A 22,327-nucleotide genomic window follows, 5' to 3' on the forward strand; every position below is an offset into this window, starting at 1 on the left:
GTCATGTTGTGACAGCGTAACACTGAAGCTGACCATCAAGTCATCTTCAGTGTTAACGTTGTGGTCCATGCAGACAGGTGACAGAGCAGTGGCAGAGCCGGGCCGGGCGGACGGTGTCCGCAACCGGCGGCTGCTCCTGCGGGCGGCGACCGAGGCCTTCGCCGAGTGCGGGGTGGACGTGCCGATGAGCGAGATCGCCCAGCGGGCCGGCGTCGCCAAAGGCACCGTCTTCCGCCACTTCCCGACGAAGGACGACCTGCTGGCGGCCATCATGATGCAACTGCTCGACCGGTTGCTCGGCACGGCCGACCGGCTCCTGCGCGCCGCCGACGCCGGCCGTGCGCTGCGGGACTTCATGGCTCACGGGATCGGCCTGCTCGCCGCCGACCGCGCGTTCTGCGAGGTCATCGGGCGGCCCTCGCTCCAGCACGCCGAAGTACGGGAGGCGATCGACCGGCTCTGCGACAGCGTCGAGGACCTCACGGCACGGGCGAGACACCAGGGCGCCGTCCGCGGCGACATCACCGGAACGGACATCGTGCTGCTTCTCGGCGGTATCCATCAGACCGCCCAGCCGCTGCTGGACCGGGAACCGCGGGCGTGGCAGCGCTTCCTGGAGATCGCGTTCGACGGACTGTGTGCCCGGGACTCCGCGGCGCTGCCGTACCCGCCTCCCGCCCGGCTGCGGATGCCGGACCCCTCGAGTGCCTCTCACCCGGTCACCGCGTGACACTGAGTGGCACACCGTCCAAGGGGTGTGAAATCATTCCGCAGCTTCTGTCTCGGTCACCCGGTCGACCAGCCTGGTCGGGACGGGTGCGGGTAACGTCTGGGGCAGGCCGTTGTGACGGCTGCGGCTCCGAACTCTCGTCGGCGTGGGGGTCGCTGTATGGATCATGTCGTTGGCGCGGTACCGCTCGCCGAGTCACTCGACGAGCGGCACCATCTGCTGGACCTCGCCTGCCGCGCCCTCGGCAGCCGCGTCGCGGCCGAACGCGTCGTCGACGAGGCCTACCGGCGGTGGTACCGCCTCACCGATCCGGAGCGCGTCCGGATGACGGCCCCCCGGGCCTGGCTCACCCAGGTCGTGGACGAGGCGTGCCTGACGCTCCCGGCTCCGCCCTGGGCCGGGGAGGAGGAGTGGGAGAACCGGACACCCAGGGTGCCGTACGGCGAAGACGCCGAGCCGGTCGAGTGGGCCCGGCTGAGCATACGTGCGCTGCGTGCGCGGCCCACGTCGGAGGGCAGGCAGCAGGAGATCACCGCTGCCGTCAGGCAGGCCTGCACCGATCAGGACGGCCCTCGACTGAAGGCCCTGCTGGCCTCCGACGCCACGGCCTTCTTCGACAGCGGCGGCAAGATCCGGGCCCTGACCCGGCCCGTCCGCGGCGACGAGCAGGTCGCCCGCAGCCTGCTGGTCCTGCTGGCCGGGCAGCGGCGCGTGACCCTGCGCACCGGATCGGTCAACGGACGTACGGGCCTCGTCGCCCGGTGTGACGACCGGGTCGCCGCGGTCCTCGCCCTCGACATCGCCGATTCGCTGGTCCTTCAGGTCTGGGCGATCCTCAACCCGGACAAACTGCGTAGCTGGAACGGCCCGTCTCCCGGGTGAGTCCACCCGGCACGGTGGCCCCGGCGTCCGCGGACAGCGGGACGCAGCGGGTGCGGGATGCGAGGAAGGCGGAGATCTTGCGGGGGTTGAACAGCCACAGGACCTGGTGCACCCCCCGGCGCGTGGCCGCGATCGTCATGAAGACGTCGGGCCGGCCGTCCCTGCACAGCAGGACCCCGCCGCGCCCGTTGGCCTGCACGGACGCGACCTCGACCCCCGGCCAGAACCGTGGGGAGGCGGTCGCCAGGTTCGCCACCCGGGCGCGGCCGACCACGGGTACGCGTGCGGCGCCGCGCAGCCCGTTGCCGTCGGAGAGGCTGACCGCGTCGGGCGTCAGCAGCGCCTCCAGCGAGGCCACGTCCCCTTCCTGGGCCGCGGCGACGAAGGTGTCGAGCAGCCGGCGGTGCTCCTGAGCGTCCACGCTGTCGCACCCGTCGCCCGCGAGGTGTTGGCGCGCCCTGCTGACGACCTTCCTCGCGTTGACCGGGGTCAGGCACAAGATCTGCGCGATCTCGGCGTAGCCGTAGTCGAAGGCCTCCCTCAGCACGTAGGCGGCCCGCTCGGTCGGTGTGAGCTTCTGCAGGACGAGGAGCAGGGCCAGTTCCAGCGCCTCGGCGCGCTCGGCGCCGGCCACCGGATCGATGCTGGTGTCGATGGGCTCGGGCAGCCAGGGACCGATGTAGGTCTCACGGCGCACCCGGGCGGACTGCGCCACGTTGATGGCCAGCCTTGTCGTCGTGCTCGACAGGAACGCCGCTGGGCTGACCACCACGGAACGGTCGGTTCTCTGCCAGCGCAGCCACGCCTCCTGCACCACGTCCTCGGCCTCCGCCGCGCTGCCCAGGACGCGGTAGGCGATACCGAAGAGGCGAGGCCTCAGGTTCACGAAGGTGGACAGGGCCTCCCCGAGATCCGTGTCCGTGGGGGATGCCTGCGGATACATGTCGACTCCATTCCTCCGGGTACCGGATCGTCGGAATACGACCACGCGGCCCTCAAGGACCCGGTGGTCGTCTCGCTGTCAACGACCGAAAGAACCGGGGCGCTGTGACAGGGATTTCGGAGCCTGTTCATCGGCAGTGCTGCGAAAAGGGTCCTGTCGTGATCGTGGATGCACGGCTCCGGACAAGAAGATGGGCCTGTCGTCCACGCGACGCGGAACGACAGGCCCAGGACGGTGCTCCTACTGCTGCTGGGCGAGCCAGTCGCCGAAACGTGTTTCGCCGATGCGAGCGTCCGGGCCCGGAAGCAGCGTGGCCTCCTTCAACTCGGCGCCGAAATAAGGCGCGTGCGGGTCGGTGACGACCGTGCGCGGGTCGTTCTTGGCGGCCAGACCCTTGCGGATCAGCTCGTCCAACTGGAAGGTGTCGGGGCCGGCCACCTCGACCACACCGCTGACCGGCGCGCCCACGGCGGTGCGGCCCACGACGGCGGCGACGTCGTCCGAGTGGACGGGCCGGATCTTCACCGGGGCCAGCTTGACGGTGTCTCCCTCGGTCGCCGACTCCGCGATGCCCTTCATGAACTCGAAGAACTGCGTGGCGTGGACGAGTGACCAGGGAATCCCGGAGTCCTTGATCAGTTGCTCCTGCGCCTGCTTGGCACGGAAGTAGCCGCTGTCCTGCAGGCGTTCCGTGCCCACCACCGAGAGGGCCACGTGGTGGGTGACACCGGCGTTCGCCTCGGCCTTGAGGAGGTTGGTGGTGGAGGTACGGAAGAAGTCCATGACGGCGTCGTCCGCGAAGGAGGGGGAGTTGGAGACGTCCACCACGACGGCCGCGCCCTCCAGGACCTCGGCCAGGCCCTCGCCCGTCAGGGTGTTGACTCCGGTGTTCGGGGCGGCGGCCACCGCCTCATGGCCGTGTTCGTTGAGCCTGCTGACGACCTTCGAACCGATCAGTCCGGTGCCGCCGATCACTACGACCTTCATAAGGATGTTCCTCTCACTGCTTCTCATGCGATGTCTGCACCAGATAGGACCGGGAGCCGAAGGGGGCTGTGACACCTTTTGGGCCTGCGGAATATGCTCGGCGGCCCGAAAAGGCAGGGCTGCTATTCGACGAGTTTTCCGTCCGTCGAGACGTCCTCCATCAACGCCGCGATCTCGTCGGGAACAGGACCGATCGGCTCGTGGGTGATCCCGCCGGCCGGGGACCAGACGAGGTTGACCCGCAGCGCGGGGTCCATGTCGGGGTAGTCGCTGCGGTTGTGGCACCCGCGTGTCTCGCGCCGCTCCAGAGCCGCTTCCAGCGTGGCGCGGGCCGCCAGTGCGGCCGACTTGAGGTCGAAGGCGTGGGCGAGGTCCTGGAAACCTGCGATGTCGGGGTGAACGCCCACGTTCTCCATGCGTTTGTCGATGGCGTCCAGCTCGGTGAGCCCGGTGCGCAACCCCTCCTCGTCACGGACCACGCCCGCGTACTCGGTCATGGTGTTGCGCAGGGCGCGCTGGAGCGCGCGCACGTTCTCGGGCCCATCTGCGGCGAGCAGGCCGTCGACCTCGCCGCGGGCCTCGGCCACCGCGGCGGCCGACCGCGGCTGTGCGGTCAGGGAGGCCGAGTAGGCGGCGGCGGCCTGTCCGGTGATCCGGCCGTACACCAGCAGCTCGATGAGGCTGTTGCCGCCGAGTCGGTTGGCGCCGTGCAGTCCGCTGGCGGCCTCACCGATGGCGTACAGGCCCCGCACGTCCGTGCTGTGGTCCTCGGGACGGACCCACACACCGCCCATCGAGTAGTGCGCCGTGGGCGCGACCTCGATCGGATCCCGGGTGATGTCGAGCATCTGAAGGTCCATGAGCGTCTGGTAGACGCGGGGGAGGCGGCTCATGATGGTCTGCCGGGGCAGATGCGAGACATCGAGCCACACACCGCCGTTGGGTGTGCCGCGGCCCTCCTTGATCTCGGTGTAGGAGGCGAGGGCGACTCGGTCGCGGGTGGACAGTTCCATGCGTACGGGGTCGTAGCGCGTCATGTAGCGCTCACCGAGCGCGTTGCGCAGGATGCCGCCCTCACCGCGGGCGGCCTCGCTCACCAGGGTCCCCGCGGCGTTCTCCGGCTCGATGATGCCGGAGGGGTGGAACTGGACGAGTTCCGGGTCGCGCAGCCGGGCTCCGGCCTCCGCGGCCAGCCGGAAGGAGTCACCGGTGTTCTCGTCGCGCCGTGACGAGGTGCGCCGCCAGATCCGGGTGTGGCCGCCTGCCGCGAGGATGACGGCGTCCGCGTGCACGAGGTAGCGCTTGCCGTCGGTCAGCCCGAAGCCGTAGGCGCCGAAGACCGCGCCGTCGTGGACCAGGAGACGGGTGATGTAGACGCTGTCGAGCACCGGGATGTCCAGCTGGATCGCGCGCCGGACGAGCGTGCGTTGGATCTCCAGGCCTGTGTAGTCGCCGGCGAAGGCGGTGCGGCGGAACTTGTGGGCGCCGAAGAAGCGCTGAGAGATACGGCCGTCCTCCTCCCGGGCGAAGGCCATGCCGTACCGCTCCAGATCGTCGATGCCGAGGGCGGCGCCGCGGGTGACGATCTCGGCGGTGCGGGGATCTCCGAGGAGGTAGCTCTCCTTGAGCGTGTCGGCGGCGTGTTGCTGCCAGCTGTCCTCAGGGTCCATCGTGGCCAGGGCGGCGTTGATGCCGCCGGCGGCGAGAGAGGTGTGGGTGTCCTCCTTGGGGCGCTTGCCGACGGCGAGGACATCGACGCCGGCCTCGGCCAGTTCGATGGCTGCCCGCAGGCCTGCTCCGCCGGTGCCGATCACCAGCACCGCGGTGGAAAGACGTTGTTCGGTGGCAACCACGATTGCTCCCATCGCTCGGGGTGGTCACCAGGAACGACCGGGTGGAGCGCCGGGTTGTGACACCGACGCGCACATCCGGTCCGGCGCCGCCAGCCCGCACGGAGGAGCCGGTTCCTGCGAACTGCGCTGAACCTGCGGGTTAGGCTCCGAGGGACAGCACGTAGGGGGTCAGCTTCGCCGGGTTCATGACCCACATGATCCGGTCGATGCCCGCCTCGGACGTGTCCAGGCACAACAGGGCCACCGGGGCTTCGTCCCGTGCGACGAGCACGGCCGCCCGGCCGTTGGCCTGGACGAACCGGATCTGCGTGTCCGGCCAGAAGCGCGGGGCGAAGGCGGCCAGGTACCGGGAGACGTGTTCGCGGCCGACGACGGGGATCCTGGACGCGCCGCGGATGCCGCCGCCGTCCGAGTAGCTGACGACGTCCGAGGTCAGGAGGTCTTCCAAAGTGGAGAGATCTCCCGTGCGCGCGGCGGAGAGGAAGCCTTCGAGCAGCCGCCGGTGGGCCGCCGGGCTGACGCGCTCCTTGCGCTCGGCCGCCAAGTGCTTGCGCGCCCGGCTGACCAGTTGTCGGGCGTTCGCGTCGCTGGTCTCCAGGATGTCGGCGACCCGCTTGTAGGGGTAGTCGAACGCCTCCCGCAGTACGTAGGCGGCGCGTTCGACGGGGTTGAGCTTCTCCATCAGCAGCAGGACCGCCATCTCGACGGCCTCGGCGCGTTCCGCTCCTAGGTGCGGGTCCTGGGTGGTGTCGACCGGCTCGGGGAGCCACGGTCCGACGTAGGACTCCCGGCGTACCCGCGCGGACTGGGCCAGGTTGATCGCGAGCCTGGTGGTGGCCGTGGTCAGGAAGGCGACCGGTTCGTGGATCTGCGCGCGGTCGGTGTTCTGCCAGCGCAGCCAGGCGTCCTGGACGATGTCCTCGGCCTCCACGGCGCTGCCGAGGATGCGGTACGCGATGCCGAACAGCCGCGGTCGTGCCGAGAGGAACTCCTGGAGTCCGCCGTCCCCGGTGTCGGGGTGGGCGCCAGCGCGCATGGGTCGTCCCTTCTGGCTCTGCGCCCATCATGCTACGCGCGAGGGAAGGCACGCGCTGTGGGCCGCATCTGCTCACGCTATCTCTTCCACGTTCCATCTTCACACGGTGGTAATCACTGTTCCCGGACCCCTCCGTGTCCCTCTCTCGGTTCCCGTGCCGTCCGATGCGCCGAAGAGCCGCAGTTGACGAGGGGAAGGGCCGGTCCAAGACGGAGGCCTGCAGGTGTCACAGATGCGCTCGTCCTCCGGTCAGAGGTGTCGAACAATGTTCACGCCTACGGAAGGTGCAACACCGTGTCGGACAACACGACAGCACATGACCATTCCGGCCACGGCCACGGCCACGGTGATCAGGAAGGGACCGCCGGCTGGATGACGGCGGCGAAGGTGCTCCAGGACGCCGCGCCGCTCACCATCGCGGAGGGCGCGTCGGCCATGACCATCCTCGTCGAGTGGGAGCCGGGCGACCCGGGCACGCCCCCGCACCGCCACTCCGGCCCCGCCTTCGGCTACGTCGTCGAGGGCGCGGTCCGTTTCGAGCTCGAAGGCGAGCCCGAGCGCGTGGTGGAGGCGGGCGGCACCTTCTGGGAGCCCGGTGGCGACTCCATCCACTACCAGGACGGCAACGCGCTGCCGGACGCGCGGACCCGGTTCGTGGTGACCATGATGTGCGCTCCGGGCAAGCCCATGCTGGAACTGGTCGACGAGAAGGAACTGGCGGAGCGCGCCCACCTGCGGGCACCGCGCCCCACCAGCTGACCGGGCACGGACCCGGCATGAGCACCCCTCTCGTCCTGGTGCACTGCATGCTGACGCTGCTCTTCGTCGGGGTCCTTCTCCACGGGCTGGCGCAGGACGTGGGGATGAGAGCGACCGGGTTCCGTGTCCGGGTGGACCAACTGCTGCGGGCCGCCATGGCCGTGTCCATGGCGGCGATGCCGTGGGTCGCTCTCGGCGCGGGGCCGGCCGCTGCCGCGAGCGGTGTCCTCACTGCCGGTGCGCTGTGGTTCCTGCTGCCGCTCGGCCGCCGTGTCGGCGGGGGAACGGCAGCAGTGGCCCACCGGCTGCCCCACGCGGCCGGGATGGCCGCGATGGCCTGGATGCTGCGCGTGCCGCACACGGGATCGGCACCCGACCATCTCGGGGCGGCGGCCCCGCACCTCGCCGGGCCCGACGGCCTGGGGGCAGCCCCACTTAACGGCGGTGCCGCGGGCACGCTGTCGCTGGCATGCGGTCTGCTGGCGTACGCGCTCTGGTCGCTGAGCCGTCCCATGCCCGCGCTGCGGTCGGCGGTGAGCGCCGCGCGGCGGGCCGCGGCGGCGACGCCGGCGCGGCACGTGGGGGAGGGGGCGATGGCGCTCGGGACGGCCGTGATGCTGGTGCTGCCCCACTGAGCCCGCACGGCCGGGGCGACGACCATCGCCCCGGCCGTGCCTGGCCGAACCCGTCGCGAAGGAGAGCGCCGGGCACCGTTCACGACGGGCCTTCGGAGACCCCCTTGCTTCGCATGAGGAAGTCCGACAGATAGCTGTCGTGGGGCACACCCGGAGCCATCCAGTGGGTCGGCTGATCGCCGAAGTAGACATTGGCGATCGAGGGCTCCGCCGTGAGGGCCTCCCGCAGGTCCCGGTCACGGGTCAGGGCCGACAGCGCGAGCGTGTCGCGCAGTGGCGCCAAGCCGTCCGCCCGCGTCCAAGGGGCGATCCATACGCAGGGGAAGGGCAGTTCGGCACGTAGCTGGGCGGCTCGGGCACTCGTGGCCTGGTGCACACCGGGGCGCAGCACGGCGCTGCCGTCTCCCAGGTCGTCGGCGATGCCCTCACCTCCCAGCCAGGGGTGCGTCCCGGCCGCCACCGTCTTCAGATAGGCGCTGAGGGCTCGTGCCCGCTCGCGCGGACAGACCGGCAGACGCGCCCTCTCATCCTGCGGGGGAAGACTGGGCAGGACGGCCAGCCGGGCCGCGACCGCTTCGGCGAGCGGGGCCGGATCGCCTTCGACCAGGATCGCGGTGGCGTTGACGCACGCGGTTCCGCCCTCACCTGCGACGGACGAGACCAGCGTGTCGAGATGGTCACGCCAGTCGGTGTCCGCGGTGATCAGGATCTTCGACCGTCCCGGCCCCTGCGACAGAATTCGCGCGTCCTGCGCGTACCGGGCCACCACGTCGTCGCCGCCGTAGACCACGGCCCGGTCCGCACCGTGGACGAGGGTGTCGGCGGTCGGGTGGTCGGTGGGCAGCAGCATCAACTGGTCGTCCCGGACCCCGGCCTGACGCAGTGCGGCGACGAGCCGGTAGGGGGTGAAGGGTTCGCGTCGGGACGGGCGGACGGCCACGCGGTAGCCCAGCGCCAGTGCCTCCAGCCACCCACGGTGCACGCCGGGGTGGTTGCCGGACGCGTTGACGGCGAACACGTCGCCCTGGCGTGCCCAGACCGTGTGCGTCTCGTGCCGGACGGGATCTCCGAGGCCGCGCGCGGCACCACGCGGCCTGCCGCGGTCCGCGGACGAGGGAGCATGCCGTACGAACTGCGCTGTGCCCCGGGTCGCGGCGCGCACCACTGTGAGAGGCGTGCCCGACGTCCGGCTCACCAGGCGTTCGTACTCCCGGACGCTCAAGCCTCCCACTGTCCCCGAGGCGAACACCTCGCCGGCGGTGGCGAACACCGCGTCGAGGTCGGCGGCGGCGATCGGCGGGGCCTCACGCAGGGCGTCGATCGCCCGCGACACGTACAGCGGCGGGACCAGGCTCAGCCGCGCGATCGCGGCGCCGGTCACGTCCGTCACCGTGTCCGGGACGCGCGTGCGGTAGGGGCCGCGAGGGCCCAAGGCGTCGAGGTACAGCGGATCGGTCGTACGCGCGGAGGGCATCAGTAGACCCCCTCGATCACGGTCTCGCCCGCGACCGCGGGAACCGGCGCGACATCGGCGACGGCGTCTCCGGCCTGCCCCTCGGCCGGCCGGATGCGCAGTGCGGTGTCCCGCTCCCTGTTGTTGGGGATCAGCATGGACTTGCTGACATGGCTCACCACCACCTGGCCCCGCTCCCCCCGAGCCACCTGGTCGCCGGTGTCGGGATCGACGACCCGCAGGAAGACGTAGGGGGAGACCGGGTCGAAGACACAGGGTTCGGACGCAGTGAGCCCGGGCCTCTCCAGGAGTGCGGTGAGCATCATGGTGTTGCCGTACATGCCGATCACCGGCACGTCGGGAAACACCTCGCTCCTGTACAGGTCCCGAGTGTCGGGGTCCATGTGGGTGCCGCCCCAGATGATCGCTTCGACGTTGCCGTTGATGACCTCGACGAGATCTCTGTCCCGGGCGAGGCGCTCCAGGAGCGGGGTGGTGGCGGCGATGACACCGATGTCCTGGCCGAGCAGGACGCGCCGGCACTGATCGACGAGATGGTCGGTGTAGGCGTCGACCTCGTCACGGCGGCCGGCGGCGACGAGCTTCCTGACCCACCTGGGGTCCATGTCGACGCCCAGTACGGGGCCTTGGAGGCCGGCTGCGGCCCGTTGCAGCACATCGCCTACGAGGTGCGGACCCGTGGGCGCCACGGTCAGCCACAACGCGCCGACGGGCAGGCCGTGGTCCTGGAGCCGGCGGGTCACCTGGTGGGTACTGTGCCGAGCCCAGTCGGCCATCTGCACGACGCGTTTGGGTGCCCCGGTCGTGCCGCCGCTGTCGAACACGTTCAGCGGCCGGGCCCGGGGCCCATAGCCGCGGGGGACCAGGTCGGACACCCGTACGTCCCGCAGCTCGTCCGTCAGATCGGGGAAGAGCGCCAGGTCCGCGACCCCCCGCACGTCGTGGAGAGGGTCGAAACCGAGCCGCTCGGCCCGTTCCAGCCAGTACCGGGAACCGGTTTCGGGAGTGAAGTGCCATCGCATGGCCGCCCTGACGAACTCGTCGGGGTCCACCCCGTCGAAGGGGCCGGCGTCCAGGATGGTGCATGAGCCGAACGGCATGCAGCCGCCTTTCTCGAAGTCGCTGGGGCGCACGCGCGAGAACCGCGCGTCGAGGGTCGTCCCGCGCGGCCGACCCTCCCCGCAGACAAGACCGAGGGCTGCCGCCGCTTGTGACAGCGTGGTGAGAAGACCGCCGGAGCCACGGGACGAACATCGTGTGGCCCAGGATCTCGGCCGGCTCACCACCCCACTCAAAACATGTGACAACATGGGATGAGATAGTGTTTCGGTCGTCGTCTCGCGACGGCGGGTGGTTCGTCCCCGCTGCTCGATGGGGGCGGCCACGAGTGAGGGGATTGCCATGGCGGAGCTGTTCTACGACGCCGACGCCGACCTGGCCGTCATCCAGGGCCGCAAGGTCGCGGTCATCGGATACGGCAGCCAGGGCCACGCCCACGCGCTGTCGCTGCGTGACTCGGGTGTCGACGTCCGAGTCGGCCTGCACGAGGGCTCCACATCCAAGGCCAAGGCCGAGCAGCAGGGTCTGACCGTGCTCAACCCAGCAGAAGGACGCCGAGTCCCTGCTGGATCCCACCGGCAAGCAGCTCCGCAAGCTGATGAGCTGGGTCGACGAAGAGGAGCGGTCATGACGGTCCGGGCCGGCACGGAAACGAACCAAGGATGACCTCATGACGACACTGCGTCTCAACCTGCTCGGCGCGCTCCGCGAGATGGCCGCCGTCCGCATGCCTGCCGCGCGGTCCGCGCACGGCTCCCGACCCCTGCGCCGCTTCGACCTGGAGCTCCACGTGCCGCACGAACGGCACGAGGAACTGGACGCCGAACTGCGAGCCGCCGCCGCGCCGGACGGAACCTATCTGAAGGGCACCGACGCGGAGTGGCGCGTGGTGGAGGGCTGGACCGTCGTCACCCACGGATCGAGGGCCGGCATCGACTTGTACCGGGTGGAGATCGAGGAGGTCGAGGACCCCGCACCGGCCGACACACCCGTGGGTGCGAGTGCCGGTGTCATGGAGCTCAAGCTGGGCGTCCTCGTGCTGCCCGTCTCGGACGTCGACCGGGCCAAGGAGTTCTACGAGGCGGTCGGATTCCGCCTGGACGGCGACCACACCATCGACGCGTCCTATCGCGTGGTCCACATGACGCCCCCGGGTTCCGCGTGCTCGGTCCTGTTCGGGACCGGAGTCACCACAGCCGTTCCGGGTTCGGTCCGGGGCCTTCACCTCGTCGTCTCCGACATCGAGCGGGCCTGCCGGGAACTCGGCGCAAGGGGCGTGGCGACCGGCGGAATCTTCCATGACACGAGCGGCATGTTCCACCGAAGCACCGACGAGAAGCGGGTCGGCGGACCCGACCCGCAGCGTCGTGACTATCACTCCTACGCCGAGTTCAGCGATCCCGACGGCAACGGATGGGTGCTGCAGGAGGTGCCGGATCGGTCCTGAGGAGGCTCGCCCGGCGATGTACCGCGGGGAGGGCGTCGTCCATGGGGCCGGGGCGACGCTCGCCTCCGCCCTGTGCCGCGGTGGTGCGGCGCATGGTGTGGATGGTCTCGGCGATCGACGCGATATGCGCGTTCACGGCGTGCACTTCTTCATGGAGCTGTCGTAGCCGCCCTTCCAGCGCGGTCGCCTCCGCCGTGAGTGACGCGGCGACGGTGGCGGGGTCCACCTGAAGGTCAGTGCCTTGGGACATCTTCCCGGTCCTCCTCGGATCGTGTCGGACATCAGTCGCCGTACTGACCAAGTGGGCGGCACGATTGTGACAGCCGGAGGCGTTGGCACCGCCGTGCTGTGGACCGGAGCCTGGTCGGCCGCGCAGGGCACGGCGATGAGGTCAGCAGGCTTCCAGGACGACATCGCCCAGGACGTGCCGGCGGATGCGCCGGATCTCGGCATGATCGGGTTCGACGGGCACCTGGCCGCGGGCGTTACGCTCCGGTCCGCTGTTGGCCCGGAGCAACGCCTCGCACACGGCGCCGGCGCTGTCGGGCGCCTCGCCCACGAGGTAGTACAGCCAGACGATCCGGGAGCCGTCCGAATGGAACGGCAGGCCCACCAGCCAGGTGAGTGAGTCGATCGGGGTACCGGACATGAGGTCTCATCTCCGTTCTCCGCCGGTGCGGGCGGTGAGGCGGGGCCACCGTGCGAGGAGCGCGGCGAAGAGGTTGTGTGCTCTCCCTTTTGACTGGACAGCGGCCCGGTTCGTGACAGCGGGACGGCCCCTGCCCGGTGTCGCCCCTCAACTGCCGTGCCGTACCTCACAGATGGGCGGAGCGATGTCACACATCCACTTTCGCCCCTGTCTCATGGTCGAACAGATCGGGCCGGGTACGACGAAGAGGGGTGCGCGCTTTTGGCGCCCCCGACATTCGTGCGTGGAGCCGCCGATTCCCTCGCCGTAGGAAAGACCACACATGAGCAGCCCCATTCCGCAGTCGGATGAGCCGACCGGCGATCGCTGCGGAGGACATCGGGCCCAGGAGATCCGACCCCGTGGGGGTGCGATCTTCCGGAGTCCGCCTCTGGACCGGCCGGCCTGCGGGCGTGGTGCGGCGAGGGCGGAGGGCGAGGGGCGCGGGGAGGGCGTGGCGCGGGACAACACCGTGCTGGAGCGCGGCCTGTTGCCCGATCTCGCCTTGCGCGGGGAGGGTTTCACGACCGCCTTCCACTACGCGCCAGGTCGCGCGCACACGCTGCTGGGCGGTGACTTCTGCGACGTGGTGCGCGGCGAGGACGGCAGCGTCCACGTGGTGATGGGCGACGTGTCCGGCCACGGTGCCGCCGAGGCCGCCCTCGGTGTCCACCTGCGCCTGGCCTGGCACACCGCCGTGCTGTGCGGGCAGAGCCAGCTGGAGCAACTGCGTCTGCTCGAAAGGATCCTGACGGACGAACGGGCGCGGGAGGAGACCTACGCGACCGTGGTGTCCCTGGTCGTGCCGCCCCACCGGCGGTCCCTGCGGATGGTCAGCGCGGGCCATCCGGGCTTTCTGCACCGGCACCGGGGGCAGGTGCGTTGGGCGGAGCCGCAACCAGGTCTTCCGCTGGGTCTCTTTCCCGGGCAGGGGGGCTGGTGCGAGAGCGAGATGGCGTTGTCGGACGGCGACGGTGTGGTGCTGTTCACCGACGGTCTCTACGAAGGCCGCACGCCCCAGGGACGGCTCGGGGAGGAGGGTCTGCTGAGGCTCGCGGCCCGCCTCGCGCACCTGGAGACGCAGGCGTTCGTCGATGCCCTGGTTCACGGTGCGTCGCTGCTGGCCGCTCCGTTCGGCGGGCTCCGCGACGACGTGGCCGTGCTGCACCTGGCCTGTGACGAAGGGACCGGAGCTTGAGGAGTCTGGGGTTTCGGAGGGGTGAACGCCCAGGGCGTTGTGGGCAGTTCGTGGACCCACGCGAAGCGGTTTGCGTGCATGGTTCGGCTCATTCGACCGGTGCCGGGTTCGTGGTCGGCCGGCTTCCGATCTCTGCGGATGTGGGGCTCGCTCCGGGCCGGCGGCACGACCAGCGCCCCCGTGGGCGCGGCCAGTTGTCCTCCGGGCGGTAACAGATACCAGCTGACGCCTTGTCACCCGGTCCGGGACACAGCCCGACCCGACACATGCCGATCGCGAGCAGCGGCGTGTGGTGGGCGATGCGGGCGCTCCGCCCACCACCTTCCCGGACTTCGGCGGGGCCAAGAGCACGCACCGGACGCCGCGCGACCCGTTCTTTCGGGCGGACGGCGCCTGTGCGGACATGCCCTAGTCGAGGGCTCGATGATGGGCGAAGCGTGACACCAGCGGTGGTTCCATCAGCCAGCCGTGTGCCCGGCCCTGCCCTGGTTGAGCGGGGCTCGTGGTCCGGCGCGGCAGGGCGAGGGCCACCGCCGCGCCGACGGCCAGCAGGCCCGCGCAGAGCGGCATGGCCCGGCCGAACGCCGTGTCGAAGGAGGCGGGGGAACGGTAGGCGTCAGGGCTCATGCCCACCAGCAGCGGCAGCGCCGCCACGGCGACCAGCCCGGCCGCGCGCGCCGCCGCGTTGTTGATACCGCTGGCCAGTCCCGCGTCGGCGGCCTCGACCGACGTCAGCAGCGTCACGGTCAGCGGAGCGACCATGATGACCATGCCCGTACCCATCACCAGCAGGGCGGGCAGGACGTCGGACGAGTAGGAGGCGTGCGTGCCGACCCGCGCTGTCATCAGCATCCCCGCCCCGCACACCAGCGGCCCGACGGTGAGAGGGATGCGCGGTCCCAGCCTCTGGGCGAGCATGCCCGAGCGTGAGGAGAACAGGAGCATCAGCACCGTGCTCGGAAGCATGGCGGCGCCTGCCGCCAGCGCCGAGTAACCGGCGACGATCTGGAGTTGCAGGGCCGTCAGGAAGAAGAACCCGCCCAGCCCCGCATAGACGCACAGGGTGATCACGTTGATGGCCGTGAATTGCCGTGACGAAAAGATCGACAGGGGCATCATGGGGTCGCCGCTGCGCCGCTCCACCAGCACGAAGGCGGCCCCGGCCGCGATGCTGCCCGCCGCCGCGACGAGTACGACCGTCCCGCCCGTGCGGGCCTCGGTCAGCGCGTAGGTGGCCAGGGCGAGGGTCAGCGCGCCGAGCGCGGCACCGGCGATGTCGAAGCCCCGCCGGGAACCGGTGCCGGTATCGGTGGCGACGGTGGGTTGCGCGGGTCTGCCGACGGACTCCGGGACATGGCGCAGAGCTATGGGAACGCACAGCAGCGCCGGCGGGACTGTCAGCAGAAAGGTCCAGCGCCAACCGGGCCCGTCGACCAGCCACCCCCCGAGGAAGGGTCCCAGTGCCGCGCCGATGCCGCCGAAGCCGGACCACAGGCCAATGGCTCGAGGCCGGTCGTCCGGGTGGAAGGAGGCTTCGATGATCGCCAGTGAGCCGGGGGTGAGCAACGCTCCGCCGACGCCTTGGAGCGCGCGGGCGGCGATGAGGGTGGTGGTGTCGGGAGCCAGCCCACACAGCAGGGACGCCGTGGCGAACCAGACGATCCCCAGCACAAAGATCCGGCGTCGGCCGAAACGGTCGCCCAAGGAACCTCCCAGCAGGATGAGACCTGCCAGGGTCAGCATGTAGGCGTTCACCGTCCACTGGAGTGCGTCGAGGTCGGCGTCGAAGTCGTCGCCGATGTGCGGCAGCGCGACATTGGTGACGGTCGACCCGAGGAGCACCACGCTGGAGCCCAACACGGTGGCGAGAAGCGTCCACCGGCCGCGGGCGCTGGCGATGCGGAGAAGAGCCGCGTCGTCGGCGGGCGGGGAGAGGCGCATGGTGTCTCCTTGGGGCAACGGGCGAGGAGGCGACCGGTGGAGCGGCGCCGAGGGAGCGGGTGCGTCAGCCGAACATGCCCGGCTGGTAGTCGCCGGCCGGCTGCTGGTTGATGACGTTGATCCGGTTGTAGGCGTTGATGATCGCGATCAGCGAGATCAGCGCGGCGAGTTGGTCCTCGTCGTAGTGCTTCGCGGCGTCGGTCCAGGCCTCGTCCGACACACCGCCGGCTGCGTCGGCGATCCGGGTGCCTTCCTCGGTGACCTTGAGCGCCGCACGCTCGGCGTCGGTGAAGACGTTGGCCTCGTGCCAGGTCGCGACCAGGTTCAGCCGCTGCTGGTCCTCGCCCGCGGCGAGAGCGTCCTTGGTGTGCATGTCGGTGCAGAACCCACAGCCGTTGATCTGGCTGGCCCGGATCTTCACCAGTTCCTGGGTGGCGACGGGGAGCGCCGAGTGCACGGCGGCCCCGGCCGAGTTCAGGTGTTTCATGACCTTGCCCGCGAGGGCGTTGTTGAAGTAGTTGATGCGTGCGTTCATGTGGGAATCCCTGGTGTGGTGCGATTGAGAACGAACTGACATGGTGTTCCTGTGAGTTCGGGGCCGCGGCCCCGAACGCGCCGCTACTGCTGGCCGCTCCAGTCGGCGAAGTGCGTCTCACCGAGCTGAGCGTCGGGGCCGGGCAGCAGGTCGGCCTCCTTGAGGGCGGCGCCCCAGTAGAGGGCCTTGGGGTCCGTCACGACCGTGCGCGGGTCGTCGTGGACCGCGAGGCCCTTGCGGATGAACTCCTCAAGCGTGAACGTGTCGGGGCCGCCGACCTCCACGATTCCGTTGACCGGAGTGCCGACCGCCGTACGGCCGACGGCCGCCGCCACGTCGCCGGAGAAAATGGGCTGGATCTTGATAGGGGCGACGGAGACCGTGTCACCGCTGGTCGCCGAGTCCGCGAGGGTCTTGGCGAACTCGAAGAACTGCGTGGCGTGCACGATCGAGTACGGCACTCCGGAGTTCCGGATCATGTCCTCCTGCGCCTGCTTGGCACGGAAGTAGCCGGCCTGCTGGAGGCGGTTGGTGCCTACGACGGACAGCGCCACGTGGTGGGCCACACCGGCGTCGACCTCCGCGGCGAGCAGGTTGGTGGTGGAGGCACGGAAGAACTCCGCGACGGCGTCGTCCTCGAACGAGGGGGAGTTGGAGACGTCGACGACGACGGAGGCGCCCTTCAGCGCGTCGGCCAGGCCTTCGCCCGTGACGGCATTGACTCCGGTGTTCGGGGAGGCAGCCACTGCCTCGTGGCCGTGTTCGTTGAGCTTGGAGACGACCTTGGATCCGATGAGTCCGGTTCCGCCGATCACTACGACCTTCATGAGTTTCCCCTTCACTGTTCTCGCCCGGTGCCCGGTGGGGCTGCGATGGCGCGGCCATGGGCACCGGCCGCGATGGCTCGTACCTTCCTGACCGGGCGGCGGCGCCAGGTGTGACAGGACGGTGCACGGAGATTTCCCGCCAACCGTCGCCTCAGCCGGTGGGCCTGGTACCGGACGGTCGCTCTGCGACGGAGGTGTGAAAGGACGGCAGGGGTACGTCGGTGCGCGCCCGTCGCGGGGGACCACACCGTGGTGACCAGCGGGGCGAGGGCGGCGCCGGGGTAGCCGGACCGGTGGTGGCAGCGCCGGGTCTCGCGCTGCTCCAGAGCGCACTGGAAGGTCGCGCAGTGTGTCGACCGCGTGGCCTTCCCGCGTGTCGCGGGTGGGCACAGGTACCCAATCGGCCGCCTCGTACCATTCGACGGCGGGGCCTCGTCGGAGGACCGTTGGGTGACCGCTACGACCGCGACACCGGCTTCGGCGACTTCGAGGCCGCTCGACGGGCGGGATCATCGGTTGAGAACGACCGGACAGGCACCCGATCTGTGACAACATCAGCGCGATTTCGGGCGTGCAAGTAGTCACAGTGTCCGCCCCCACCGTGTGAGAGAAGTCCCGGGTATCGTGGCGACGATCCCTCCGACCACCGCTGTGGGAGCTCTGTCCTCCCGGATTCCACCGAGGAGCCGTGTCGCATGATCGCCGGTCCGCTTCCCGATCTGTTCGGCCGGCAGCGTGAGTGCGAGGCGCTGGACGACCTGCTGGCCGGCCTGCGGGACGGCGGGTCGCGGGTCCTGGTCGTCCGGGGCGAGGCAGGCATTGGCAAGTCGGTGCTTCTGGAGTACGCGGCCGCACAGGCGGCTGGCGTGGAGGTCACCTGGGCGCGCGGTGTCGAGGCCGACATGGAACTGCCCTACGCGAGCCTGCACCAGGTGTGCGCGCCGTTCCTGGACGGCATCGAGGAACTGCCGCAACCCCAGCGTGACGCGCTGCGCGTGGCGTTCGGGACGGCGGTCGGCGATCCGCCCGACCGCTTCCTGGTGGGTCTCGCCGTCCTCACCCTGCTCACCCGGGCCTCGGAGACCCGACCGGTCCTCGTGCTCGTCGACGACGCCCAGTGGCTGGACCAAGTGTCCTTGCAGACACTGGAGTTCGTGGCTCGGCGACTTCTCGCGGAACGGGTCGCGATGGCTTTCGCGGTCCGCGACCCCGAAGGACGGTCCGCGCTCGGGGGCTTGCCGGCGCTGCAGATCAAGGGCCTTGAACCCGCCGCGGCCGGGGAACTGCTGGCGAGCGCCGTCGGGGGAGGGCTGGAGGAGCGGGTCAGGGACAGGTTCGTGGCCGAGATGCACGGCAATCCGCTGGCGCTGCTGGAGTTCTCCCGTGGCCGCAGCGCAGCCGAACTGGCCTACGGGGTCGACGCGTCGAGTTCCCTGGGCGTTCAGGGGCCGGTGGCCGGCCGCGTCGAGCGGGACTTCGCCGGCCGGCTCGGTGCACTGCCGGCCGCGACCCGTACGCTGCTGCTGACCGCCGCGGCGGAACCGGTCGGCGATGCGCGCCTGTTGATCCGTGCGGCCGCGTCCCTCGACATCACCCCGGATGCCGCACCGGCCAAGGCGGCAGGCCTGATCGAGTTCGGCGAGCCCGTCCGGTTCCGGCACCCGCTGGTCCGGTCGGCTGTCTATCACGGGGCTGAGCCTGAGGACCGGCGCGCGGTGCACCGGGCCCTGGCCGAGGCCACCGACCCCCTCCGGGACCCCGACCGGCGTGCCTGGCACGCCGCGCAGGCGGCCGACGGGCCGGACGAGGACGTCGCCGCAGGGCTGGAACAGGCCGCCGACCGTGCTCGACAGCGCGGCGGTATCGCCGCCGAGGCGGTCCTGCTGGAACGCGCGGTGGAGGTGACACCCGATCCCTGGCCACGGGGGCGCCGCGCGCTCGCGGCGGCCGAGGCGCACTTCTCGGCCGCGGCACCGGAACGGGCCACCGAACTGGCCGCGGTGGCCGACCTGTATCCCCTCAGCCCTTTGGACCGTGCGCGGCTGGCGCGGCTGCGGGCCAGGATCCTCTTCGCCCGCAGCCGCAGCGACGAAGCGGCACCGTTGTTTCTGGACGCGGCCGCACAGTTCACTGCGGCGGGCTCATCCCTGGCACGGGAGACGTACTTGGAGGCGATCAGCGCCACCATCTTCGCGGGCCGCGTCCACGGCCCGGCAGGCGCTAGGGCCGCGGCCGTCGCGGCCCGCGCGTCCGGTGCGCCTTCGTCAGGTTCCAAGGCGGCCGACGCCCTGTTGGACGGCGTGGCGGCCCTGCTCGCGGACGGCTGCGAGACGGGCGTGCCGGCCTTGTGCGAGGCGCTCGACCTGCTCGAACACGAGGAACTCCACACCCGGGAGGCGACCGTCCGGTGGCTGCTGCTGGCCCCGGTCGCGCTGGAGGCGTTCATCCACTACGCCTGGGACCTGCACGCCTGGGACACACTGGCGACCCGCGCGGTGCGCCTGGCCCGCGACATCGGGGCGCTCGGCACCCTGCCCCCAGCGCTGATCTACGCGGGCGGAGTGCACATCCACTACGGCGACTTCGCCGAGGCGGCCCGCATGATCGACGAGGCCAACGCGATCGCCGCCGCGACCGGCCACGCCCCGCACAAGTACGCCGCGCTCGTGCTGGCGGCGTGGCGGGGAGAGGCGGATGTCGCCGCCGGCATCGTCGAGGAGGCCAGGGAGAGCGCCGTACGCCGGGGCGAGGTGTCCCTGCTCGGCGCTATGGGCTACATCCAGGGTGTGCTCTTCAACGGGCTGGCCCGTTACGAGGAGGCGATGGAGGCGGCCCGTACCGGCATCGAGCATGACGGATTCAACTTCACCGGTCTGTCCCTGGTCGAACATATCGAGGCCGCGGTGCGCTGCGGCGAACTCGATCAAGCGCGCGTCTCGTTGGCCCGGCTGACCGAACTCACCCGTGCCGCCGGCTCCGGATGGGCGCGCGGCGCGAGCGCCCGAAGTGAGGCGCTTCTCGCAGAGGGGGACGAGGCCGACGGTCTGTACCGGACGGCCATCGAGGAATTCGGCCGTGGCGGGGTCGTGGTGGAGGTGGCGCGCACACATCTGCTCTACGGCGAGTGGCTACGACGCGGGCAACGGCGGGCGCAGGCCCGCGAACACCTGCGCACGGCCCACGAGATGTTCGACGGCATGCGGGCCCAGGCGTTCGCCGAACGGGCGCGCCGTGAACTCCTCGCCACCGGCGAGCACGTGACCGTGCGTGAGCCCGGACCGGCAAGCGCCCTCACCCCACAGGAGTCCCAGGTCGCCTCCCTCGCCGCCGACGGCATGACGAACGCGAGGATCGGCGCGGAACTCTTCATCAGCCCACACACCGTGGAGTGGCATCTCCGAAAGGTCTACACGAAGCTCGGCATCAGCTCACGTCGCGCACTCCCCGAGGTACTGAGCGGCACAGGGCCTCGATGAGATCTGACCGACGTCCTGCTGTACGACAAACTTGCGACGCCCCTGGTAGGTGGGTCCCGTTGATGGGTTCCCTTCGCGAAAACCCATGTACCAGGGGCTTCGCCCCCGTGTCAGGCCAACTGGCAGGCTGTTGAGGCAGGTTGAGCCCCGGGTCGACCGCTGGTCTGACACCTGCGGACTCCGGACATCATGTGGTCAGCTGGTTGCCCTGACAGATGGGTTGCTGCGTCCGCGAGGTTGACCGCTCAGCTCGGCAGATAGTGGTTGTCGGCAGGGGCGCTAGGCAGCAACTAGGTGTTGCGAGCTATGACGTTGTTTACAGGTCTCGCGGGCAACGCCTTCGGTGTGAGGCAACGGCGGTCCCCGTTACCGGATGTCGTGGTCGGGGTGGGTCTGGTCGTACTGGTGCCGTGCCTCAGCAATGACGGCCCGATGGGTGAGAGACCAGTCGGCAAGTGCTTTGACCAGATGAGTCAGGCTGGCCCCGGTCTCAGTCAGGCGGTAGTCGACCTGGGCCGGGACGGTCGGGTACACGGTGCGGAGGACGAGTCCGTCGCGTTCCAGCCTGCGCACGGTGAGGGTGAGCATGCGCTGGGAGATGCCGTCGATGGCGCGTTGCAGTTCCCGGAAGCGGCGCGGCCCACTGGCTAGTTCGACGATCACGAGTACCGACCACTTGTCGCCGATGCGGTCCAGGACATCGCGGATCCCGCAGTCCGGGTGATCTTCGTGGCCGCAGGGATCGAGGTCCGCGGGTGCGGCGGTTACCTCAGTGTGCGCGGGTGACATCGAACTGCCTCCTTGTGGCCGGTACGTGCGCGGATCAGGATCAAGCCTAGTTACCGAAGAGAACCACAACGGAAGAGTATGACTGACATGATCTTGGTGACCGGAGCGAACGGGAACCTCGGCTCGGCCACTCTGGCGGCGCTGCGTGCCCGCGGTGTGATCGCGGCAGGCGGCAGCCGCACCCCTGGTGACGGGATGCGACGGCTCGATTTCGACGACCGCTCCGGCATTGACCTTGCCGGTGTGTCGACCCTGGTGCTGATCTCCGCCGGCTATGCCGAGGACGACCAGGTCATCAGGCGGCATGCGGCCGTCTTGGACGCTGCCTCCCGCGACGGCGTCCGCCATGTCATCTACACGAGTCTGACCGGTGCCGGCGACCACCTCGGCTTCGCACTGGCGCACCGTGCGACCGAACGGCTCGTGCGCGCTTGCGGCCTGCCGTGGACGATCCTCCGCAACGGTCTGTATGCCGAACTCTTCGGCGGTCTGCTGATGTGGGCCGACAACGGGGTGGAGTCCGCATTCGGCGACGGCGTCCTGGCCGCGGTCGCCCGTGCGGACCTTGGCGAAGCCGCGGCGATCATCGCAGCAGATCCTGCACCACACAGCGGGCACATCTACGATCTGACCGGCGCGCCAATCAGGGCAGCGGACGTAGCCGACCGGCTCGGAGTCCCGCACCTGACCATCGGCCTGGGCGAGTACCGGCGCAGGCTCCAGAGCGAGATGCCGGATCTGCTGCCGTTCCAGCCGCCCATGCTCGCCTCGATTGCGACCGGCATCCGGCACGGTTTCCTGGACGGCACCAGCCCCGACCTCACTGACATCCTCGGCCGCCCAGTCAGCGACCCACTGGCTACGGCTGTCGCTGCCGCGTCTGCCACGAGACCGGGGCGCAGCCAGGTAACGGCGGGCAGCGCGCGGCCTGCAACGGCATGAGTGCTTCCATGACTACGAAAACCGTCGGGGTGTCGTGATGCTCGCGCCGATCGCGGCCTTCATGGTCTTCGTCGATATCCTTGCCGAAGAGTTCCTCTACGCGCATGTCTGGCTGTCCAAAGCGCA

Annotated in this window: 19 protein-coding genes and 1 pseudogene; 9 read left to right on the forward strand and 11 right to left on the reverse strand. The window is 70.2% G+C overall.

What is annotated here, in order from left to right; translation table 11 throughout:
* Nucleotides 1-88 precede the first annotated feature (88 nt).
* Both ACIQI8_RS41635 and ACIQI8_RS41640 read left to right on the forward strand, forming a co-directional pair.
* Nucleotides 89-730, forward strand: a complete 642-nt coding sequence (locus tag ACIQI8_RS41635; protein WP_402363267.1) for a TetR/AcrR family transcriptional regulator — start codon at nt 89-91, stop codon at nt 728-730.
* A gap of 159 nt (nt 731-889) precedes the next feature.
* Nucleotides 890-1,612: an RNA polymerase subunit sigma gene (locus tag ACIQI8_RS41640; protein WP_402363270.1), complete on the forward strand. Its 723-nt coding sequence runs from the start codon at nt 890-892 to the stop codon at nt 1,610-1,612.
* Here the strand turns inward: ACIQI8_RS41640 and ACIQI8_RS41645 are convergent.
* From ACIQI8_RS41645 to ACIQI8_RS41660, 4 genes are all read right to left on the reverse strand, one after another.
* Nucleotides 1,566-2,555 (reverse strand): sigma-70 family RNA polymerase sigma factor, encoded by a 990-nt coding sequence (locus tag ACIQI8_RS41645; RefSeq protein WP_402363272.1) that lies wholly within the window; start codon nt 2,553-2,555, stop codon nt 1,566-1,568. The two genes, ACIQI8_RS41640 and ACIQI8_RS41645, sit on opposite strands and share 47 nt — an antisense overlap.
* Before the next feature lie 240 nt (nt 2,556-2,795).
* On the reverse strand, nt 2,796-3,542 hold the full coding sequence (locus ACIQI8_RS41650; RefSeq protein ID WP_402363275.1) for an SDR family oxidoreductase: 747 nt from the start codon (nt 3,540-3,542) through the stop codon (nt 2,796-2,798).
* Between the two features lie 122 nt (nt 3,543-3,664).
* The gene (locus tag ACIQI8_RS41655; RefSeq protein ID WP_402363278.1) at nt 3,665-5,395 is read right to left on the reverse strand and encodes an L-aspartate oxidase; all 1,731 of its coding nucleotides are present in this window, start codon (nt 5,393-5,395) and stop codon (nt 3,665-3,667) included.
* 139 nt (nt 5,396-5,534) lie between these two features.
* Nucleotides 5,535-6,431 (reverse strand): RNA polymerase sigma-70 factor, encoded by an 897-nt coding sequence (locus ACIQI8_RS41660; protein ID WP_402363281.1) that lies wholly within the window; start codon nt 6,429-6,431, stop codon nt 5,535-5,537.
* Nucleotides 6,432-6,803: 372 nt separating this feature from the next.
* On the opposite strand from ACIQI8_RS41660, the gene ACIQI8_RS41665 reads away from it, so the two are divergent.
* Both ACIQI8_RS41665 and ACIQI8_RS41670 read left to right on the forward strand, forming a co-directional pair.
* Complete coding sequence (locus tag ACIQI8_RS41665) at nt 6,804-7,190, forward strand: cupin domain-containing protein (protein ID WP_352181818.1); 387 nt, start codon at nt 6,804-6,806, stop codon at nt 7,188-7,190.
* Nucleotides 7,191-7,207: 17 nt separating this feature from the next.
* Complete coding sequence (locus tag ACIQI8_RS41670) at nt 7,208-7,825, forward strand: DUF5134 domain-containing protein (RefSeq protein ID WP_402363284.1); 618 nt, start codon at nt 7,208-7,210, stop codon at nt 7,823-7,825.
* Nucleotides 7,826-7,904: 79 nt separating this feature from the next.
* On the opposite strand, the gene ACIQI8_RS41675 is transcribed toward ACIQI8_RS41670, so the two are convergent.
* Nucleotides 7,905-9,299, reverse strand: coding sequence for an aldehyde dehydrogenase family protein (locus ACIQI8_RS41675; protein ID WP_402363287.1), 1,395 nt, complete (start codon nt 9,297-9,299; stop codon nt 7,905-7,907).
* Entirely contained in the window at nt 9,299-10,399 is a 1,101-nt protein-coding gene (locus tag ACIQI8_RS41680) for a phenazine antibiotic biosynthesis protein (protein WP_402363290.1), read from the reverse strand. Before ACIQI8_RS41680 ends, ACIQI8_RS41675 begins: the two co-directional genes overlap by 1 nt.
* Before the next feature lie 301 nt (nt 10,400-10,700).
* On the opposite strand from ACIQI8_RS41680, the pseudogene ACIQI8_RS41685 reads away from it, so the two are divergent.
* A pseudogene (locus tag ACIQI8_RS41685) lies at nt 10,701-10,907 on the forward strand (ketol-acid reductoisomerase); the annotation flags it as partial.
* A gap of 463 nt (nt 10,908-11,370) precedes the next feature.
* A complete protein-coding gene (locus tag ACIQI8_RS41690; protein ID WP_402363435.1) occupies nt 11,371-11,805 on the forward strand; it encodes a VOC family protein in 435 nt (144 codons plus the stop codon).
* A 391-nt stretch (nt 11,806-12,196) separates the two neighbouring features.
* Here ACIQI8_RS41690 and ACIQI8_RS41695 read toward each other — a convergent pair whose 3' ends face one another.
* Nucleotides 12,197-12,454, reverse strand: a complete 258-nt coding sequence (locus tag ACIQI8_RS41695; RefSeq protein WP_402363293.1) for a hypothetical protein — start codon at nt 12,452-12,454, stop codon at nt 12,197-12,199.
* Between the two features lie 493 nt (nt 12,455-12,947).
* Between ACIQI8_RS41695 and ACIQI8_RS41700 the strand changes: the two genes are divergently transcribed.
* Nucleotides 12,948-13,691 (forward strand): PP2C family protein-serine/threonine phosphatase, encoded by a 744-nt coding sequence (locus ACIQI8_RS41700; protein ID WP_402363296.1) that lies wholly within the window; start codon nt 12,948-12,950, stop codon nt 13,689-13,691.
* 408 nt (nt 13,692-14,099) lie between these two features.
* Here the strand turns inward: ACIQI8_RS41700 and ACIQI8_RS41705 are convergent, their stop codons facing one another.
* From ACIQI8_RS41705 to ACIQI8_RS41715, 3 genes are all read right to left on the reverse strand, one after another.
* A complete protein-coding gene (locus ACIQI8_RS41705; protein WP_402363299.1) occupies nt 14,100-15,632 on the reverse strand; it encodes an MFS transporter in 1,533 nt (510 codons plus the stop codon).
* Between the two features lie 64 nt (nt 15,633-15,696).
* On the reverse strand, nt 15,697-16,167 hold the full coding sequence (locus tag ACIQI8_RS41710) for a carboxymuconolactone decarboxylase family protein (protein ID WP_402363302.1): 471 nt from the start codon (nt 16,165-16,167) through the stop codon (nt 15,697-15,699).
* 83 nt (nt 16,168-16,250) lie between these two features.
* Complete coding sequence (locus ACIQI8_RS41715) at nt 16,251-16,994, reverse strand: SDR family oxidoreductase (protein WP_402363304.1); 744 nt, start codon at nt 16,992-16,994, stop codon at nt 16,251-16,253.
* Between the two features lie 695 nt (nt 16,995-17,689).
* Between ACIQI8_RS41715 and ACIQI8_RS41720 the strand changes: the two genes are divergently transcribed.
* Complete coding sequence (locus ACIQI8_RS41720) at nt 17,690-20,470, forward strand: AAA family ATPase (RefSeq protein WP_402363307.1); 2,781 nt, start codon at nt 17,690-17,692, stop codon at nt 20,468-20,470.
* 366 nt (nt 20,471-20,836) lie between these two features.
* Here ACIQI8_RS41720 and ACIQI8_RS41725 read toward each other — a convergent pair whose 3' ends face one another.
* A complete protein-coding gene (locus tag ACIQI8_RS41725) occupies nt 20,837-21,259 on the reverse strand; it encodes a winged helix-turn-helix transcriptional regulator (RefSeq protein WP_399092425.1) in 423 nt (140 codons plus the stop codon).
* An 87-nt stretch (nt 21,260-21,346) separates the two neighbouring features.
* Between ACIQI8_RS41725 and ACIQI8_RS41730 the strand changes: the two genes are divergently transcribed.
* Nucleotides 21,347-22,201 (forward strand): NmrA family NAD(P)-binding protein, encoded by an 855-nt coding sequence (locus tag ACIQI8_RS41730; protein ID WP_402363438.1) that lies wholly within the window; start codon nt 21,347-21,349, stop codon nt 22,199-22,201.
* Nucleotides 22,202-22,327 lie beyond the last annotated feature (126 nt).

The sequence above is a fragment of the Streptomyces sp. NPDC092369 genome (assembly GCF_044755245.1).
GTDB lineage: Bacteria > Actinomycetota > Actinomycetes > Streptomycetales > Streptomycetaceae > Streptomyces.

Coding starts and splice junctions, on each gene's coding strand:
- ACIQI8_RS41640 (WP_402363270.1), top strand. CDS start 890: ATGGATCATGTCGTTGGCGCGGTACCGCTCGCCGAGTCACTCGACGAG.
- ACIQI8_RS41645 (WP_402363272.1), bottom strand. CDS start 2,555: ATGTATCCGCAGGCATCCCCCACGGACACGGATCTCGGGGAGGCCCTG.
- ACIQI8_RS41650 (WP_402363275.1), bottom strand. CDS start 3,542: ATGAAGGTCGTAGTGATCGGCGGCACCGGACTGATCGGTTCGAAGGTC.
- ACIQI8_RS41660 (WP_402363281.1), bottom strand. CDS start 6,431: ATGCGCGCTGGCGCCCACCCCGACACCGGGGACGGCGGACTCCAGGAG.
- ACIQI8_RS41665 (WP_352181818.1), top strand. CDS start 6,804: ATGACGGCGGCGAAGGTGCTCCAGGACGCCGCGCCGCTCACCATCGCG.
- ACIQI8_RS41670 (WP_402363284.1), top strand. CDS start 7,208: ATGAGCACCCCTCTCGTCCTGGTGCACTGCATGCTGACGCTGCTCTTC.
- ACIQI8_RS41675 (WP_402363287.1), bottom strand. CDS start 9,299: ATGCCCTCCGCGCGTACGACCGATCCGCTGTACCTCGACGCCTTGGGC.
- ACIQI8_RS41680 (WP_402363290.1), bottom strand. CDS start 10,399: ATGCCGTTCGGCTCATGCACCATCCTGGACGCCGGCCCCTTCGACGGG.
- ACIQI8_RS41690 (WP_402363435.1), top strand. CDS start 11,371: ATGGAGCTCAAGCTGGGCGTCCTCGTGCTGCCCGTCTCGGACGTCGAC.
- ACIQI8_RS41695 (WP_402363293.1), bottom strand. CDS start 12,454: ATGTCCGGTACCCCGATCGACTCACTCACCTGGCTGGTGGGCCTGCCG.
- ACIQI8_RS41705 (WP_402363299.1), bottom strand. CDS start 15,632: ATGCGCCTCTCCCCGCCCGCCGACGACGCGGCTCTTCTCCGCATCGCC.
- ACIQI8_RS41710 (WP_402363302.1), bottom strand. CDS start 16,167: ATGAACGCACGCATCAACTACTTCAACAACGCCCTCGCGGGCAAGGTC.
- ACIQI8_RS41715 (WP_402363304.1), bottom strand. CDS start 16,994: ATGAAGGTCGTAGTGATCGGCGGAACCGGACTCATCGGATCCAAGGTC.
- ACIQI8_RS41720 (WP_402363307.1), top strand. CDS start 17,690: ATGATCGCCGGTCCGCTTCCCGATCTGTTCGGCCGGCAGCGTGAGTGC.
- ACIQI8_RS41725 (WP_399092425.1), bottom strand. CDS start 21,259: ATGTCACCCGCGCACACTGAGGTAACCGCCGCACCCGCGGACCTCGAT.
- ACIQI8_RS41730 (WP_402363438.1), top strand. CDS start 21,347: ATGATCTTGGTGACCGGAGCGAACGGGAACCTCGGCTCGGCCACTCTG.